Annotated in this window: 20 protein-coding genes, 1 tRNA gene and 2 pseudogenes; 22 read left to right on the forward strand and 1 reads right to left on the reverse strand. The window is 44.3% G+C overall.

The window, feature by feature from the left end; genetic code table 11:
• Positions 1–58 precede the first annotated feature (58 nt).
• The 3 genes from cvfB to D8886_RS05165 all read left to right on the forward strand — a co-directional run bounded on the left by cvfB (position 59) and on the right by D8886_RS05165 (position 2,276).
• Positions 59–913, forward strand: a complete 855-nt coding sequence (cvfB, locus tag D8886_RS05155) for an RNA-binding virulence regulatory protein CvfB (RefSeq protein WP_125434435.1) — start codon at positions 59–61, stop codon at positions 911–913.
• Positions 914–981: 68 nt separating this feature from the next.
• On the forward strand, positions 982–1,197 hold the full coding sequence (locus tag D8886_RS05160; protein WP_002894860.1) for a YozE family protein: 216 nt from the start codon (positions 982–984) through the stop codon (positions 1,195–1,197).
• Positions 1,198–1,286: 89 nt separating this feature from the next.
• Positions 1,287–2,276 (forward strand): PhoH family protein, encoded by a 990-nt coding sequence (locus D8886_RS05165; RefSeq protein ID WP_142999459.1) that lies wholly within the window; start codon positions 1,287–1,289, stop codon positions 2,274–2,276.
• A gap of 67 nt (positions 2,277–2,343) precedes the next feature.
• Here D8886_RS05165 and ald read toward each other — a convergent pair whose 3' ends face one another.
• Positions 2,344–3,456 carry an alanine dehydrogenase gene (ald, locus tag D8886_RS05170; protein ID WP_125434436.1) on the reverse strand — a complete coding sequence of 371 codons (1,113 nt, stop codon included), beginning with the start codon at positions 3,454–3,456 and terminating at the stop codon, positions 2,344–2,346.
• A gap of 130 nt (positions 3,457–3,586) precedes the next feature.
• Between ald and D8886_RS05175 the strand changes: the two genes are divergently transcribed.
• The 19 genes and pseudogenes from D8886_RS05175 to D8886_RS05265 form a co-directional block, all read left to right on the forward strand.
• The gene (locus D8886_RS05175; RefSeq protein ID WP_125434437.1) at positions 3,587–4,156 is read left to right on the forward strand and encodes a GNAT family N-acetyltransferase; all 570 of its coding nucleotides are present in this window, start codon (positions 3,587–3,589) and stop codon (positions 4,154–4,156) included.
• Positions 4,157–4,204: 48 nt separating this feature from the next.
• Positions 4,205–4,277: transfer RNA gene (locus D8886_RS05180), tRNA-Thr, on the forward strand.
• Positions 4,278–4,501: 224 nt separating this feature from the next.
• The gene (gene ybeY, locus D8886_RS05185; RefSeq protein ID WP_125434438.1) at positions 4,502–4,999 is read left to right on the forward strand and encodes an rRNA maturation RNase YbeY; all 498 of its coding nucleotides are present in this window, start codon (positions 4,502–4,504) and stop codon (positions 4,997–4,999) included.
• The gene (locus D8886_RS05190) at positions 4,980–5,378 is read left to right on the forward strand and encodes a diacylglycerol kinase family protein (protein ID WP_125434439.1); all 399 of its coding nucleotides are present in this window, start codon (positions 4,980–4,982) and stop codon (positions 5,376–5,378) included. The genes ybeY and D8886_RS05190 overlap by 20 nt, the downstream gene beginning before the upstream one ends.
• A 66-nt stretch (positions 5,379–5,444) precedes the next feature.
• Positions 5,445–6,344, forward strand: coding sequence for a GTPase Era (gene era, locus D8886_RS05195; protein ID WP_002931140.1), 900 nt, complete (start codon positions 5,445–5,447; stop codon positions 6,342–6,344).
• Positions 6,345–6,567: 223 nt separating this feature from the next.
• The gene (locus tag D8886_RS05200; RefSeq protein WP_125434440.1) at positions 6,568–7,473 is read left to right on the forward strand and encodes a Fic family protein; all 906 of its coding nucleotides are present in this window, start codon (positions 6,568–6,570) and stop codon (positions 7,471–7,473) included.
• A gap of 28 nt (positions 7,474–7,501) precedes the next feature.
• A pseudogene (locus D8886_RS05205) lies at positions 7,502–7,717 on the forward strand (alpha/beta hydrolase); the annotation flags it as partial.
• 1 nt (position 7,718) lies between these two features.
• The gene (locus tag D8886_RS05210; RefSeq protein ID WP_125434442.1) at positions 7,719–8,189 is read left to right on the forward strand and encodes an NUDIX hydrolase; all 471 of its coding nucleotides are present in this window, start codon (positions 7,719–7,721) and stop codon (positions 8,187–8,189) included.
• 149 nt (positions 8,190–8,338) lie between these two features.
• Positions 8,339–8,830: a hypothetical protein gene (locus tag D8886_RS05215; protein ID WP_125434443.1), complete on the forward strand. Its 492-nt coding sequence runs from the start codon at positions 8,339–8,341 to the stop codon at positions 8,828–8,830.
• Positions 8,830–9,039, forward strand: coding sequence for a helix-turn-helix domain-containing protein (locus D8886_RS05220; protein WP_125331780.1), 210 nt, complete (start codon positions 8,830–8,832; stop codon positions 9,037–9,039). Before D8886_RS05215 ends, D8886_RS05220 begins: the two co-directional genes overlap by 1 nt.
• Positions 9,040–9,064: 25 nt before the next feature.
• Positions 9,065–9,889 carry a DNA-formamidopyrimidine glycosylase gene (mutM, locus tag D8886_RS05225; RefSeq protein ID WP_125434444.1) on the forward strand — a complete coding sequence of 275 codons (825 nt, stop codon included), beginning with the start codon at positions 9,065–9,067 and terminating at the stop codon, positions 9,887–9,889.
• Positions 9,890–9,894: 5 nt separating this feature from the next.
• Positions 9,895–10,491: a dephospho-CoA kinase gene (gene coaE / locus D8886_RS05230; protein ID WP_125434445.1), complete on the forward strand. Its 597-nt coding sequence runs from the start codon at positions 9,895–9,897 to the stop codon at positions 10,489–10,491.
• Between the two features lie 3 nt (positions 10,492–10,494).
• Positions 10,495–11,697: a multidrug efflux MFS transporter gene (locus tag D8886_RS05235; RefSeq protein ID WP_312023307.1), complete on the forward strand. Its 1,203-nt coding sequence runs from the start codon at positions 10,495–10,497 to the stop codon at positions 11,695–11,697.
• Positions 11,697–11,846 carry a 50S ribosomal protein L33 gene (gene rpmG, locus D8886_RS05240; protein ID WP_072074309.1) on the forward strand — a complete coding sequence of 50 codons (150 nt, stop codon included), beginning with the start codon at positions 11,697–11,699 and terminating at the stop codon, positions 11,844–11,846. Before D8886_RS05235 ends, rpmG begins: the two co-directional genes overlap by 1 nt.
• A 42-nt stretch (positions 11,847–11,888) precedes the next feature.
• Positions 11,889–12,122 (forward strand): preprotein translocase subunit SecG, encoded by a 234-nt coding sequence (gene secG, locus D8886_RS05245; RefSeq protein ID WP_002894878.1) that lies wholly within the window; start codon positions 11,889–11,891, stop codon positions 12,120–12,122.
• A 163-nt stretch (positions 12,123–12,285) separates the two neighbouring features.
• Entirely contained in the window at positions 12,286–12,909 is a 624-nt protein-coding gene (locus D8886_RS05250) for a hypothetical protein (protein WP_061602848.1), read from the forward strand.
• A gap of 40 nt (positions 12,910–12,949) precedes the next feature.
• On the forward strand, positions 12,950–15,298 hold the full coding sequence (rnr, locus tag D8886_RS05255) for a ribonuclease R (protein ID WP_125434447.1): 2,349 nt from the start codon (positions 12,950–12,952) through the stop codon (positions 15,296–15,298).
• Entirely contained in the window at positions 15,261–15,728 is a 468-nt protein-coding gene (gene smpB, locus D8886_RS05260; RefSeq protein ID WP_002894882.1) for an SsrA-binding protein SmpB, read from the forward strand. The genes rnr and smpB overlap by 38 nt, the downstream gene beginning before the upstream one ends.
• An 81-nt stretch (positions 15,729–15,809) precedes the next feature.
• Positions 15,810–16,170, forward strand: a pseudogene (locus D8886_RS05265) (hypothetical protein); the annotation flags it as partial.

Consider the following 16,170-nt stretch of genomic DNA (forward strand, 5'->3'; position numbering starts at 1 on the left):
GTTTTAACATCAAAAATCCTTGCTCGGTTTGAAGAAGCAAGGTAGAAAATAGGTCTATATGAATACAAATCTTGCCAGCTTCATTGTGGGTATCATCACGGATGAAAATGATCGCTTTTACTTTGTTCAAAAGGATGGTCAGGTTTACGCTCTTTCTAAGGAAGAGGGAGCGCATGAGCTAGGTCAGTCTGTCAAAGGCTTTGCCTACAGCGATATGAAGCAGAAGCTTCGCTTGACAACTATTGAAGTGACAGCTACTCAAGACCAGTTTGGCTGGGGAACAGTAACGGAGGTCCGCAAGGATTTAGGCGTCTTTGTCGATACTGGTCTGCCGGACAAGCAAATCGTTGTGTCACTTGACATCTTGCCAGAAATCAAGGAACTCTGGCCAAAAAAGGGTGACCGCCTTTATATCCGTCTGGAAGTAGATAAGAAAGACCGTATCTGGGGCCAACTGGCTTATCAGGAGGATTTCCAGCGTCTGGCCCGTCCTGCCTACAATAACATGCAAAATCAAAACTGGCCAGCCATCGTTTATCGGCTCAAGCTTTCTGGCACTTTTGTCTACCTGCCGGAGAATAATATGCTGGGCTTCATTCATCCAAGCGAGCGTTATGCAGAGCCTCGTCTCGGGCAGGTCTTGGACGCACGGGTGATTGGCTTCCGTGAAGTAGACTGCACGCTTAACCTCTCCCTCAAGCCTCGTTCCTTTGAAATGCTGGAAAACGATGCCCAGATGATTCTGACCTATCTGGAGAGCAATGGCGGCTTCATGACCTTGAACGATAAGTCTTCACCAGACGACATCAAGGCTACCTTTGGCATTTCCAAAGGCCAGTTTAAAAAAGCTCTGGGTGGGCTGATGAAGGCTGGTAAAATCAAGCAGGACCCGACTGGAACGGAGTTGGTGTGAGGATAAAGAATCACGTATCTAGAGTTTATGCCTGGAAGGATACGATCTTAAAGAAATGAAAGGAACTTATGAGAAAATCTTTTTACAGCTGGCTGATGACAGAGCGCAATCCTAAGAGCAAGGAGCCAAAGGCTATTTTGGCGGATTTGGCTTTTCAGGATACAGCCTTTCCCAAGCATACGGATGATTTTGATGAGGTCAGTCGATTTCTAGAGGAGCATGCAAATTTTTCCTTTAACCTTGGCGAGTTTGATGCTATTTGGGAAGAATATCAAGCCCATTAAGTGGATAGTGGCTAGGGATAGTCATTTTCTGCTTGCTTTGATATAATAAAGGTAATTCATTTAATAAAAAAAATAGAGAGGTTCTTTGTTTGCAGGAACATTCAGTAGAATTGCAACTGGGCCATCCAGATGATGCCTTTCATCTTTTTGGCTCTAATGAACGCCATCTGCGCCTAATGGAGCAGGAATTGAAGGTAACCATCCATGCCCGAACCGAGATTGTGCAGATTTTGGGTACGGAGGCTGCCTGCGAGGAGACTCGAAAGGTCATTCAGGCTCTCTTGGTCTTGGTCAATCGTGGCATGACAATTGGCACACCCGATGTTGTGACAGCCATTACCATGGTCAAAAATGATGAAATTGATAAGTTTGTAGCTCTTTACGAAGAAGAAATCATCAAGGACAGCTATGGCAAGCCGATTCGGGTCAAGACTCTGGGGCAGAAGATCTATGTTGACAGTGTTAAAAATCATGATATTGTCTTTGGTATCGGGCCAGCCGGAACAGGGAAGACCTTTCTGGCGGTGACCTTGGCCGTGACAGCTCTCAAGCGTGGGCAGGTCAAGCGAATTATCCTCACAAGGCCAGCGGTTGAAGCTGGTGAGAGTCTGGGCTTTCTGCCTGGTGACCTTAAGGAGAAGGTGGATCCATATCTGCGTCCGGTCTATGATGCCTTGTATCAGATTTTGGGCAAGGACCAGACGACGCGCCTTATGGAGCGAGAAATCATTGAGATTGCACCTTTAGCCTATATGCGTGGGCGGACGCTGGATGATGCCTTTGTGATTCTGGACGAGGCACAGAATACCACCATCATGCAGATGAAGATGTTTCTGACACGTCTGGGCTTTCAGTCCAAGATGATTGTCAATGGAGACATCAGTCAGGTCGATCTGCCTCGCAATGTCAAATCTGGGCTTATTGACGCTCAAGAGAAATTGAAAAACATTTCGCAGATTGACTTTGTCCATTTCTCAGCTAAGGATGTCGTTCGTCATCCAGTGGTAGCGGAGATTATTAGAGCTTACGAACCAGCTCCTGTTAAAGCTAGTGAATCAGATATAGAAGAAACAGAATAACATACGAAAAGAGCAGATTTATTTCTGCTCTTTTTTGTGGGATTGATTTTAAAGTTGAAATTTTCAACTAAACGAGTTCGTCAATAGATGTGTAGTCTTTGTTGAGACCTTCTGCAACTGGTTGACTGGTGATGTGACCTTGGTAGGTTGTGACACCTTGGCGCAGGCCTTGGTCATCTGCAATGGCTTGTTTGAAGCCTTTCCCTGCCAAAGCCTCCACATAAGGAAGGGTGACATTAGTAAGGGCGATAGTAGAGGTACGGGCTACGGCCCCAGGGATATTAGCAACTGCATAGTGGAGGACACCGTGTTTTTCATAGACAGGCTCGGTGTGGGTCGTCACTCGGTCGGCTGTTTCAATGACACCGCCTTGGTCAACGGCTACGTCTACAATAACAGAGCCTGGACGCATTTGCTTAACCATATCGTCTGTTACCAGTTTCGGAGCCTTGGCTCCAGGGATAAGAACAGCACCGATCACGACATCTGCTTCTCGAACGCTGGCTTCGATATTGAAAGGATTAGACATGAGGGTCTGGATTTGATGGCCAAAGACATCTTCTAGGATAGACAAACGCTTAGCGCTGATATCCAGAATAGTCACTTGGGCACCTAGTCCTAGAGCAATGCGAGCAGCATGAGTTCCTACAACACCGCCGCCGATGATGGTAACTTTCCCTTTCGGAACGCCCGGTACACCACCGAGAAGTACGCCAGATCCGCCTTCTCTCTTAGTCAAGAAGTGGGCTCCGATTTGGACAGCCATCCGGCCCGCTACCTCACTCATAGGTACCAAGAGTGGCAGTTGTCCATCTTGATCGCGAACAGTTTCGTAGGCCAGACCAGTTGTCTTAGCACTAGTCATAGCATCTGCTAGCTCAGGAGCGGCAGCCATATGCAGGTAGGTAAAGAGCAAGAGGTCATCACGGAGGAATCCATATTCAGCTGCCAGAGGTTCTTTGACCTTGACCACGAGCTCAGCTGCCCAAGCTTCTGCAGCAGTAGAGACGATTTTTGCACCTTGCTTTTCATAGTCAGCATCGGCAAAGCCAGATCCCAGACCAGCATTCGTCTCAATCAGAACTTCATGGCCTTTGCCAACGAGACTATGAACACCAGCTGGTGTCAGAGCTACACGATTTTCATTGTTTTTGATTTCTTTTGGAATACCGATTAACATAAAAAATATGCTCCTTTTTTAAGATGTTTTTATTGTATAGGAAAACGTTTCAAAAATCAAGAAAAAATCAGAGTGGTTTGCTTTCATCAGTGAATTGTGCTATTCTGTTAAGAAAATCTAGGAGGTCCTGATGGAAAATATCTATGTCAAACTGGCTCATCATGCCAGACTGGAAACTGAGCGGCTGATTCTGCGTCCGGTGACCTTGGACGATGCCTCGGCGATGTTTGAGTATGCTTCGGAGGAGGAAAATACTCGCTATACTTTTGAGACAAATAAAAGCCTGGAAGAAACACGCAATAATATCGCTCTCTTTTATCTGGCCAATCCTCTGGGGCGCTGGGGAATAGAATTGAAAGATAGCGGCAAATTCATCGGGACGATTGATCTGCATAAGATCAGGCTGGACTTGAAAACGGCGGCTATCGACTATGTAATCAATAAAAAATACTGGAATCAGGGCTACACGACAGAGGCCAACCGCGCAGTCATCAAGCTGGCTTTTGAGGAAATCGGGATGAACAAACTTGTGGCGCTGCACGATGTGGACAATCCAGAATCTGGCAGGGTTATGGTCAAGTCTGGTATGAAATATTCCCACGAAGAGCCTTACGCATCACTAGACAAGCATGAGAAAGGCCGCATTGTGACGCGGATCCATTACTATCTGACTAAGGAAGATTATTTTGTAAAAAAATGAGAAAGGATATTGACAAGCACCTATCTACATGATATATTAGATAGGTACGCTGATTTAGCTCAGTTGGCAGAGCGCATCCATGGTAAGGATGAGGTCGCCGGTTCGATCCCGGCAATTAGCATCTTGTAGGATAAGGTTGGGTTTTCCCAGCCTTTTCTTTTTGTCAATGATAGTAAGTAGTGAAAGGCAAAGTTTTGAGGAGGGACAAAATAAAAATAGCTGCTTTTGTCTTTGCGGTGAGAGGTTGACAAATCTGCTCTGCTATTTTCCAAAACCCTGCCCTCGTCTCCCTAAAGTGAGCCAAAATATGATATAATAAGGTAATACTAGCAAAGCGGGTAAGATATGTATATCGAAATGGTAGATGAAACGGGTCAGGTTTCGGAAGAGATTCTTAAACAGACTCAGGAAATTTTGGAGTTTGCGGCCCAGAAAACGGGCAAAGAAAAGAAGGAAATGGCTGTGACTTTTGTCAGCAATGAGCGCAGTCATGAACTCAACTTAGAATATAGAGATACGGATCGGCCGACGGATGTGATTAGCTTGGAGTATAAGCCTGAGCTGGACATCGCTGTTGACGAGGAGGATTTACTGGACCACCCTGAGCTAGCTGAGATGCTGGAAGATTTTGACGCCTATATCGGCGAGCTGTTCATTTCAGTGGACAAGGCCCGTGAGCAGGCTGAAGAATACGGCCACAGCTTTGAGCGGGAGATGGGCTTTTTGGCAGTGCATGGTTTTCTGCATATCAACGGCTATGATCACTATACGCCGGAAGAAGAAGCAGAAATGTTTGGTTTACAGGAAGAAATTTTAACTGCTTATGGACTCACAAGGAAATAACAAACGCAAATGGAAAAACCGAGATGTGGTCTCGAGTCTGGAATTTGCTTTAACCGGTATTTTTACAGCCTTTAAAGAGGAGCGCAATCTGCGCAAGCATGTCATTTCGGCTTTGGCAGTGATAGTTGCGGGACTGATTTTTGACTTGTCCGCGATAGAATGGCTCTTTCTCTTTTTGAGCATTTTTCTGGTCATTGCCTTTGAGATTGTCAATTCTGCTATTGAAAATGTCGTGGATCTGGCCAGCGATTACCACTTTTCTATGCGGGCAAAGAATGCCAAGGATATGGCGGCGGGAGCTGTTCTGGTCGTGTCTGGCTTTGCTGTTGTGACGGGACTGATTATTTTTGTTCCCAAGATTTGGGATTGGATTTTTTAAAGATTTGAAAATCGGGGGAGACTGCCGATTTTCTGCTGTTTTTATGGAAATAATAGAGGTAAAATAATGACTTTTAAATCAGGTTTTGTAGCTATTTTAGGACGTCCTAATGTTGGGAAATCAACCTTTTTGAATCATGTTATGGGGCAAAAGATTGCCATCATGAGCGATAAGGCTCAGACCACACGCAATAAAATTATGGGGATTTACACGACGGATAAGGAGCAGATTGTCTTTATCGACACGCCGGGAATCCACAAGCCCAAGACGGCTCTAGGTGATTTCATGGTAGAAGCAGCTTACAGTACCCTGCGTGAGGTGGATACTGTCCTCTTCATGGTGCCGGCTGATGAGCCGCGTGGCAAGGGCGATGACATGATTATCGAGCGCTTGAAAGCGGCTAAGGTGCCAGTTATTTTGGTGGTTAATAAGATTGATAAAGTCCATCCGGATCAGCTTTTAGCGCAAATTGATGATTTCCGTCAGCAGATGGACTTCAAAGAAATCGTGCCGATTTCAGCCCTGCAGGGTAATAATGTTTCCCGTCTGGTTGACATCCTCAGTGAGAATTTGGAGGAAGGCTTCCAGTATTTCCCAGAAGACCAGATTACCGACCATCCAGAGCGCTTTCTAGTGTCAGAGATGATTCGGGAGAAGGTTTTGATGCTGACGCGGGAGGAAATTCCCCACTCAGTCGCGGTGGTTGTTGACAGTATGAAGCGAGACGAGGAGACGGACAAGGTCCATATCCGAGCGACTATCATGGTGGAGCGTGACAGCCAAAAAGGCATTATAATCGGTAAAGGCGGATCCATGCTGAAGAAAATCGGCTCCATGGCTCGGCGCGATATTGAGCTTATGCTGGGGGACAAGGTCTTCCTAGAAACTTGGGTCAAGGTCAAGAAAAACTGGCGGGACAAGAAGCTGGACTTAGCGGACTTTGGCTATAATAAGAAGGAGTATTGAGGTTTTCTAAGCAAGCTTGGAAAAATTATGTTTGAAATAGCAGTGAAAGAGAGCATAACATTTTGTTATCTCTTTTTACTACAAACTAGCAGCAAGATAGAAAATTGTTGATATTACGTTATTAAATATTTGCTATCCTTCCGTTAATCTGTAAATATTGTTCCGTTATTCCTTATATTGTTCCGGACTATGGTATAATAGAGGGAGAAAGTGAGGAGTGTTCATGTATATGACAGTGAGGCAGGCAGCTGATCTCTGGGGGATTTCTGATCGTCGAGTTCGGTCTCTGTGCAGTCAGGGAAAGATTCAGGGTGCTGTCCAAGAAGGGCGTTTGTGGAGGATTCCCTCAGATGCCAGAAAGCCAGCGGATGGCCGTTATAAGAAAGCAGAGAGTCTCTTGCCTTTGATTGATGAAAAGATGATGCAGTTATCAAAACTTCGCCCTTTGACGGATGGAGAGTTGGAGCGGCTGAATGAAGAGTTCACAGTCGAATATACTTATAACTCAAATGCCATTGAGGGCAATACTCTGACCTTGCGAGAGACAGATTTGGTCCTGCGTGGATTGACTATTGACCAAAAGCCTTTAAAAGATCATATGGAGGCAATCGGTCATCAGGAGGCTTTTCTGTATGTTCAAAGGCTTGTTGAGGAGAACCAGCCTTTGTCGGAACAGATGATAAAGGATATTCATTATCTAGTATTAGCGGATAAAAAAAATGACCGAGGCATTTATCGGAGAGTCCCAGTGCGCATCATGGGATCAGCCAATGAACCGGCTCAGCCGTATATGATTGCTCCATTGATGGAAAAGCTCCTAGTGGACTATGCAGCTAGTCAGGAAAATATGGTGACCAAGCTAGCCCAGTTTCATATTGCCTTTGAGAATATCCACCCCTTTATTGACGGCAATGGGCGAACGGGTAGGCTCTTGGTGAATTTGGAGTTGATGAAGGCGGGCTATCCACCGATTGATATAAAATTTACGGATAGATTGTCCTATTACCAAGCATTTGATGACTTTCATTCAAAAGGAAGTTTATCGGCAATGGAGGATTTATTTGCCAAATATATCAATGAAAGATTGGATATGTACTTGGAGATTTTATCTCTTGATGACGAAAGATAAGGAGATCAGATTTATAGTTGATATAAATCTTTCCAATCCTGCTTTCTTTGTTTCAGGTGGGAAAGAAGCCGAAACTATTCATGACTGGCACCGCATGTTGGCACAGAAAAATGCTAGGTCTGAATGGGCCTATTATCCTGACAAAGGGCATGCTTGTCTTTTTAGTGATGTGGATACGCATATTCAGCTGCTGCGCTATTTCTTTCAAAACGCTGCCTTCCCAGAGAAATTGAAAGGATTTTGATATGGACTATATTTCCTATATTCGCTCCAAGGTGGGGCACGATAAGGTTATTCTGAATTTTGCTGGTGGAATTCTGGCAGACGAGGACGGTCGTGTGCTTTTGCAGTTGCGAGGTGATAAGAAAACATGGGCGATTCCTGGAGGAGCTATGGAACTTGGGGAAACTTCTCTGCAAGCAGCCGTGCGTGAATTTTACGAAGAGACAGGCATTTCTGTTGAAGCCAAGCGCTTGATGAATGTTTACACTAATTTTGATGAATCTTATCCTAATGGTGACAAAGTGCAGACGGTTGTCTTTCTGTATGAATTGCAGGCATTGGAGAATTTTGATATTTCCAATTTTCACAACGAGGAAACACTGCGTTTAGGCTTTTTTTCTAAAGAAGAAATAGCAGAGCTGGAAAATGTATCGGATAAACACCGCCTGATGCTGGATGAGTATTTTTCAGACAGCTTTGCTATGGGGCTTTGATAGCTTACTATGAGCATGTCATTTATTTAGAACAACATGCTGCATAGTTTGATTGAATTATTGTTTTACAATATTTCTTGACCTAGTTAAATTATTGTTTTATAATAATTGTAAGGATAAATTATCGTAAAACAATAAGGAGGTAAGCTATGAAGATGCGAATTTTGAAACAAGTAATAACCATAATTACTTGTTTGGTACAAATATTTTGTACTTTCTGGTTTTTAGCTAGAGGTTTTGTAGCCATTGTCTTGATAATTTATAACTGGCAATCAACTACTACTCCAATTGCAGAATTATTAAGGTTATCTTATGAAATGATTTGGCTGGGTTTGCTTCCGATTTTGCTTTTTGGACTGATTCGAAGATTTTTACACAGCATGATAAACCATCAACTTTTTACAGATGAAAGTTATAGGCTTAGCAGATACATGTTGATTTTAGTCACTTGCTTACCTATTGGAAGTATCATATGGGATATTTTTATCGGTCAAAACTCTATACAATCTTGGATAGAGTTTGTAGATAATATATTTCTTCCCTATATTGATAGTCTGGCTTTGGTAATTGTCTTAGGGGTCTTGCATCTTGTCATAAAAAACGGGAAGACAATTCAAGAAGATGTAGATGGTTTTGTGTGATGGGAAAAATCAAAGTTAATTTAGATAAAGTATTGGAAAAAAAAGGCTTGACCTCTAAAGAATTGGCGGAAATTATTGGCATTACACAAGCAAATTTGTCTATTCTAAAAACAGGTAAGGCTAAAGGTATTCGCTTTGCGACCTTACTGGCTATCTGTGAAACGCTGGATTGTCAGCCTGCTGATATTTTAGAGTATATTTCTGACTAATAAATAGAATATAGAAAGGAGCTTTATGCCTGAATTACCTGAAGTGGAAACGGTTCGACGGGGTTTGGAGCGTCTGGTTGTTGGCCAGACGATTGATCAAGTGCAGGTCCGCTATGCTAAGATGATTGGTACGGGAGTGGACAGCTTTGTTCATGACTTGCCAGGTCAGACCATTGAAAAGATTGGTCGTCGGGGCAAGTATTTGCTCTTTTACCTGACAGGCGGAGTGCTGGTTTCTCATCTGCGAATGGAAGGCAAGTATCTTTTTTATCCTGATGCGGTGCCTGAGCGCAAGCATGCCCATGTCTTTTTCGAGATGACGGATGGCGGGACGCTTGTTTATGAGGATGTCCGCAAGTTTGGGACCATGGAGCTATTGAAAAAGGATCAGCTAGAGGATTATTTTGCTGCCAGAAAGCTTGGTCCTGAGCCGACAGAGGCGGACTTTCTTTTACTGCCTTTTGCCGCAGCTTTGGGTCGTTCCAAGAAGCCCATCAAACCCTATTTGCTGGAGCAGACCTTGGTCGTTGGGCTAGGAAATATCTATGTAGATGAGGCCCTTTGGCGGGCGCGGATTCATCCAACTAGGCCAGCAGATAGTCTAAAGCCTACTGAAGTCAAGCGGCTGCGTGAGCAGATTATAGAAGTTTTGCAGTTTGGGATTGAAAAGAGAGGATCGACCATTCGGACCTACCGCAATGCTTTGGGTGAAGACGGCACGATGCAGGATTTTCTGCAGGTCTATGGAAAGACCGGTCAACCTTGTGCCAGATGTGGCAGCCCGATTGAAAAAATTAAGCTGGGCGGACGCGGTACTCATCTCTGTCCTCATTGTCAGAAAGCGAGGTAGCTGCCATGGTAAGAATTATCGGTATCACTGGGGGCATTGCCTCGGGTAAGTCAACAGTGACAGAGTTTTTGAGGCAGCAGGGATATCAGGTTATTGATGCGGATCAGGTAGTGCATGAGCTGCAAGAGCCGGGGGGACGGCTTTATCAAGCTCTTTTATCTACTTTTGGTCCAGCTATCTTACAGGAAGATGGTCGCTTGGACCGGCCCAAGCTGGGAGCTATGATTTTTGGGGATCCCGAACTCTTGGCGCAGTCCAGTCAAATACAAAATCAGATTATCCGCGAGGAACTGGCTGGCAGGCGAGATTTGCTGGCGGAGACGGAAGACATCTTTTTTATGGATCTTCCCTTGCTGTTTGAGTTACAATATGAGGACTGGTTTGACCAGATCTGGCTGGTGGATGTGACGGAGAAAACTCAGCTCAGTCGCCTTATGACTCGAAACTCTCTTAGTCAAGAAGAGGCAGAAAAACGCATAGCAGCGCAGCTATCTCTACTAGAAAAGCGAAAGAGGGCGGACGTGTTGATTGATAATAATGGTTCGCTTGAGCAAACTCGACAGCAGCTTCGCGATGCTTTGCAGAAATTAGAAAGAAGATGATTTATTACGTCACAAGTAAACTGGAAACATAACCTGAAAGTCGCTTGGTTTGGGAACTTCCTGACTGGTGCCAGCATTTCTCTGGTGACGCCTTTTATGCCACTTTTCGTGGAGCAGCTAGGTGCCAGAGGTCATGAGGTGGAGTATTACGCTGGGCTAGGGATTTCACTCTCTGCAATCTCAGCGGCGCTGCTCTCTCCTGTTTGGGGAAGTCTAGCGGACCGATATGGCCGCAAGCCTATGATGATACGTGCAGCTACTGCCATGGTTTTCACGATGGGCGGCATTGCCTTTGTACCCAATATTTTCTGGCTTTTGCTCCTGCGCTTTCTAAACGGTGTTTTCGCTGGTTATGTTCCCAATAGTACAGCTCTGATTGCCAGTCAGGCTCCCAAGGAAAAAACTGGTTATGCTCTGGGAACTCTCTCGACCGGTGTCGTTGCGGGTAATCTTATGGGGCCATTTATTGGCGGTTTGATTGCGGAGATGTTCGGTATTCGCAATGTCTTTCTTCTGATTGGCGGCTTTTTTCTAGTGGCAGCCTTGATGACCTTTTATTTGATTCGGGAGGATTTTGTGCCGGTGACCCGACAAGAAGAGGTAGGCTTTAGGGAATTGCTACGCCAACTTAGGTATCCTAAGATGCTGATTAATCTCTTTCTGACCAGCTTTGTTATCCAGTTTGCAGCTCAATCTATCAGCCCTATCCTTGCCCTCTACGTCAGAGAACTGGGGCAAAAGGACAATCTGATCTTTGTTTCGGGTCTCATCGTTTCTAGCATGGGACTTTCCAGCATAATGAGCTCCAGCATTCTGGGGCGTTTGGGAGACCGTATCGGCAATCACCGGCTTCTAGTGCTGGCTCAGTTCTATTCAATCCTGATTTATCTGCTCTGTGCCAATGCTTGCTCCCCTATGCAGCTGGGCTTTTATCGCTTTTTATTTGGCCTAGGAACAGGTGCACTGATACCAGGTGTCAATGCTCTGCTAAGTAAGATAACACCCAAGTTTGGAATCTCTAGGATTNTCAGCTATAATCAGATTTTCTTTTATCTGGGCGGGGTGGTCGGCCCTATGTCTGGATCGGTCATTGCGGCAGCCTATGGCTATCATTCAGTCTTTTATGCAACAGCAGGGTTAGTTGCCGTCAGTATGCTGGCCAATCTCTTTAGTTTTCGAAATTTATTTAAAAAGAAGGATATCTAGTGCGTGTTAAAATAAATTTAAAATGTTCCAGCTGCGGCAGTCAGAACTATCTGACCAGCAAAAATACTAAAACGCATCCGGAAAAAATTGAGGTCTTAAAGTATTGTCCTAAGGAAAGAAAAGTTACTTTACATCTTGAATCCAAGTAGATTTTATGATAAAATAGATAGGATTTTAAGGAGTTTTTATTTATGTACAACCTATTATTAACCATTTTAGTCATTTTATCAGCTATTATTGTCATTGCAATTTTCATGCAGCCAACCAAAAATCAGTCCAGCAACGTCTTTGATGCCAGTGCCAACGATTTGTTTGAACGTCCTAAGGCACGCGGTTTTGAAGCTGTGATGCAGCGTATGACGGGAATCATGATTTTCTTCTGGCTACTGATTGCATTGGTATTAGCAGTATTATCTAGTAAATAAAATGGGCTCTGACTTCGTCTTGGCCTATTTTTTTGGAACTCCAGAAATTAATGCATTGGGAGAGACAAATATCAGGATAACTTAGTTTTTTATTAAGTTCATTCTGAACAGCTATTGTCTTCAGAATATGTGTGTAAAAGAATTGTAAGTAAGGGAGTAAAGAGTGTCTAAAAAATTTGATAAAATAATAAAGAGTAGCGTTGATCAAGACATTCTCCTTTTTTTGAAATTTGCTTATTTTGGGAATACGTCTAATCCTTTAGAAGCTGCAAGTAGAAGTGCCTATCACGATATGATGAGAACAATTAGATTTTATGATTTACCTCAGTCTGATAGATGGGAGATGAGAGAGAAAGTCAATAAGGTATTAAAAGAAGAAATAGATTGGCTAGATTCGAGTCATATCAAGAGTCAAAGTGTTTTTGATAGTTGGCATCGGAAACTTAGCGATGAAATAAAAATGATTTATCAAAGTTATGGAATTGAGTTTTCTTACGGACAAGCACAAAAATGGATCAATATGACAATAAAGTATTTATATATACTGGAAGTACAATCATTTGATGGGGTATTTGAGTATTTACATATTCCAATAGATAATTATATATTTGACAGTGTAGAAAATCTCCTTGGTATTCCAAGGCCCAAGCAAGCTTGGAGTCGCTTGGATGATTATGACTGGTATTTGTGTTATCAAGAGGCTATTAGAGAGAAGCTATCTGGCATCAGTCCATTGCGATGGGAATTTCGAGAATGGCTTAATGCAGTACAGAAAAAAGGTGATTGATTAGTGGAATGCTATTAATTAAACAGATAAGAAAGAAACAATGAAAACAGATATATTAGAAATTTTAAATGATAAGGAGTCAATCAGCGTAGATGAGCTGGCGGCTGCTTTGGGGAAAGAGTCTTCCAAGGACTTTAGTAGCTTGGTTAAGACCATCTCCCAGATGGAAAGAAAGCATCAGATTCGCTTTGATGACAAGGGGCGGATTGAGCTTTATGAGAAGAAAAAGCAAGAGCGTCTGACGCTCAAGGGTGTTTTTCATGCCCACAAGAATGGCTTTGGCTTTGTCACCCTGAATGAGGAAGAGGATGACCTCTTTGTCGGCCGCAATGATGTCAATCATGCCATTGATGGCGATACGGTGGAAGTAGTCATCACCAAGGTAGCGGACCGGATCAAGGGAACTTCAGCTGAGGCTAAGATTATCGATATTTTGGAGCACAGCCTGACTTCAGCAGTTGGCCAGCTGGTTCTGGATGAGGAAAAGCCCAAGTATGCGGGCTATATCCGCTCGAAAAATCAGAAAATCAGCCAGCCTATTTATGTTAAAAAACCAGCCTTAGTTCTGGATGGCACAGAGGTGCTCAAGGTCGCTATTGACAAATATCCGACCAAGAAGCATGATTACTTTGTGGCCAGTCTGGTCGATGTAGTTGGTCATGTCAATGATCCAGGTATTGATGTATTAGAAGTGCTGGAGTCCATGGATATTGTCTCCGAGTTTCCAGAAAAGGTCTTGGAAGAAGCCGAACAAGTTCCGGATGCACCGACTGAGAGTGATTTGGCAGGACGTTTGGACCTGCGCGATGAAATTACCTTCACTATCGATGGGGCGGATGCCAAGGATTTGGACGATGCTGTCCATATCAAGCGCCTGAAAAATGGCAACTTTGAGCTAGGCGTCCATATCGCAGATGTGTCCTACTATGTCAAAGAAGGTTCTGAGCTGGACAAGGAAGCCCTCAATCGGGCAACCTCTGTCTATGTGACCGACCGCGTGGTGCCTATGTTGCCGGAGCGCCTGTCCAACGGTATCTGCTCCCTCAATCCCAATGTGGATCGGCTGACCCAGTCGGCGATCATGGAGATTGATGCCAAGGGGCGCGTGGTCAAGCATACCATTACGCAGACAGTCATCAAGACGACCTTTCGCATGACCTATAGTGATGTCAACGATATCATCGCTGGAAATCAGGAAAAAGCTGGGCAGTTCAAGACCATTGTGCCTAGCATTGACAGCATGGTGCGTCTGCATGAGATTCTGGAAAACATGCGCTTTAAGCGCGGAGCCCTTAACTTTGACACCAGTGAAGCCAAAATCATGGTCAATAAAGAAGGACGCCCAGTGGATATTGTCCTGCGTCAGCGGGGAATTGCTGAGCGCATGATTGAGTCCTTTATGTTGGTGGCGAATGAGACGGTGGCTGAGCATTTTGCTAAGCTAAATCTGCCCTTCATCTATCGGATCCACGAGGAGCCAAAGGCAGAGAAGGTACAGAAGTTCATCGACTACGCCTCTAGCTTTGGGATTCGGATTTACGGGACGGCTAACTCTATGAGTCAGCAGGCTCTGCAGGATATTATGGAGGCGGTCAAAGACCAGCCTTATGAGGATGTCCTGTCTATGATGCTTCTGCGTTCCATGCAGCAGGCTCGCTACTCTGAGCACAATCACGGTCACTATGGTCTGGCAGCGGAGTTTTATACGCATTTCACCAGTCCGATTCGCCGCTATCCAGACCTTCTGGTTCACCGGATGGTACGGGATTATGGCAAGTCTAAAGAAATAGCAGAGCATTTTGAGCAAGTGATTCCAGAGATTGCCAGTCAGTCTTCCAGTCGAGAGCGTCGGGCTATCGAGGCCGAGCGCGAAGTCGAAGCCATGAAGAAGGCTGAGTACATGGAAGAATTCGTTGGGGAAGAGTTTGACGGCGTGGTCTCAAGCGTGGTTAAGTTTGGACTCTTCGTCGAACTGCCTAATACGGTCGAAGGCTTGATTCATGTTACTAACCTGCCAGAGTTTTACAGCTACAATGAGCGGACTATGACCCTGCAAGGAGAAAAGTCCGGCGTGGTCTTCAAGGTTGGCCAGCAGATTCGTATCAAGCTGGTCCGAGCGGATAAGGCTACGGGTGAGATTGACTTTGGATACCTGCCTAGTGAATTTGACCTGGTAGAAAAGACTAGCAAGAGTGGCAGAGGCCAGTCAGGTAGAAAGAGACGCCGTGAAGATGACAAGCGCAGCCATTCTTCTAAAGAAAAAGTCTACAGAGATAAGAAAGATAAGAAGTCCAAGAAAGGCAAGAGCCAGAAGGCATTTTACAAGGAACTAGTCAAGAAAGGAGCCAAGCATGGCAAAGGGAGAAGGAAAGGTCGTCGCGCAAAATAAAAAGGCCAGACACGACTACACCATCGTAGATACCATCGAGGCTGGCATGGTGCTGACCGGTACGGAAATCAAGAGCGTCCGTGCAGCCCGCATCAATCTCAAAGACGGCTTTGCTCAGATCAAGAACGGTGAGGCCTGGCTCAGCAATGTCCATATCGCGCCTTATGAAGAGGGCAATATCTGGAACCAAGAGCCTGAACGTCGCAGAAAGTTGCTGCTGCATAAGAAGCAGATCCAAAAGCTGGAGCAGGAGACCAAGGGAACTGGAATGACGCTGGTGCCGCTCAAGGTCTATCTCAAGGACGGTTATGCCAAGCTCCTATTGGGTCTAGCCAAAGGGAAGCACGACTATGACAAGCGCGAGTCCATCAAACGCCGCGAGCAAAACCGTGACATTGCAAGACAGATGAAGAACTTTAATACAAGATAAAAGACTGGGCGACCGGTCTTTTTGAATCCTCATTCTAAGTGTGTTAAAATATAAAAGATATTAATAGACTGGAGATTATATATGAGTTTTAAAAAATTTTCATTATTATTTTTATTTTTTTCTGCTATAGCAGCTTTCTTTGTTTGGAAACACTATCGGGACGAGCGAATTAAAAAAGAAAAGGAAGACTATTACAATAGTATCTATTCTTATAGCGGTGATTATGAAATTGGCGATCATGTCTTTTTGGGTGATAAAGGTTTGGTAGCTCAATGGGTTAGTAAAAATCCAGAAGAGGATAAAGAAATTCGGAAACATATCAAAAATGATCCTAAAAGAAAAGTAGATTATATTAATGATGATGTCGTTACTATGGGGGAGCGGTTTATCATTAGGAAGAATATTAAAACAATGTCAAGAGAAAAAGGAGAGAGTACATATC

This window comes from Streptococcus sanguinis (assembly GCF_003943655.1).
GTDB classification, from domain to species: Bacteria; Bacillota; Bacilli; order Lactobacillales; family Streptococcaceae; genus Streptococcus; species Streptococcus sanguinis_F.

Bases quoted from the DNA above. Each gene is read 5' to 3' on its own strand.
- rnr (WP_125434447.1), top strand. From the start codon at position 12,950: ATGAAAACAGATATATTAGAAATTTTAAATGATAAGGAGTCAATCAGC.
- D8886_RS05210 (WP_125434442.1), top strand. From the start codon at position 7,719: ATGGACTATATTTCCTATATTCGCTCCAAGGTGGGGCACGATAAGGTT.
- cvfB (WP_125434435.1), top strand. From the start codon at position 59: ATGAATACAAATCTTGCCAGCTTCATTGTGGGTATCATCACGGATGAA.
- D8886_RS05190 (WP_125434439.1), top strand. From the start codon at position 4,980: ATGGACTCACAAGGAAATAACAAACGCAAATGGAAAAACCGAGATGTG.
- D8886_RS05220 (WP_125331780.1), top strand. From the start codon at position 8,830: ATGGGAAAAATCAAAGTTAATTTAGATAAAGTATTGGAAAAAAAAGGC.
- mutM (WP_125434444.1), top strand. From the start codon at position 9,065: ATGCCTGAATTACCTGAAGTGGAAACGGTTCGACGGGGTTTGGAGCGT.
- smpB (WP_002894882.1), top strand. From the start codon at position 15,261: ATGGCAAAGGGAGAAGGAAAGGTCGTCGCGCAAAATAAAAAGGCCAGA.
- secG (WP_002894878.1), top strand. From the start codon at position 11,889: ATGTACAACCTATTATTAACCATTTTAGTCATTTTATCAGCTATTATT.
- D8886_RS05160 (WP_002894860.1), top strand. From the start codon at position 982: ATGAGAAAATCTTTTTACAGCTGGCTGATGACAGAGCGCAATCCTAAG.
- coaE (WP_125434445.1), top strand. From the start codon at position 9,895: ATGGTAAGAATTATCGGTATCACTGGGGGCATTGCCTCGGGTAAGTCA.
- D8886_RS05175 (WP_125434437.1), top strand. From the start codon at position 3,587: ATGGAAAATATCTATGTCAAACTGGCTCATCATGCCAGACTGGAAACT.
- ybeY (WP_125434438.1), top strand. From the start codon at position 4,502: ATGTATATCGAAATGGTAGATGAAACGGGTCAGGTTTCGGAAGAGATT.
- D8886_RS05215 (WP_125434443.1), top strand. From the start codon at position 8,339: ATGAAGATGCGAATTTTGAAACAAGTAATAACCATAATTACTTGTTTG.
- era (WP_002931140.1), top strand. From the start codon at position 5,445: ATGACTTTTAAATCAGGTTTTGTAGCTATTTTAGGACGTCCTAATGTT.
- D8886_RS05200 (WP_125434440.1), top strand. From the start codon at position 6,568: ATGTATATGACAGTGAGGCAGGCAGCTGATCTCTGGGGGATTTCTGAT.
- ald (WP_125434436.1), bottom strand. From the start codon at position 3,456: ATGTTAATCGGTATTCCAAAAGAAATCAAAAACAATGAAAATCGTGTA.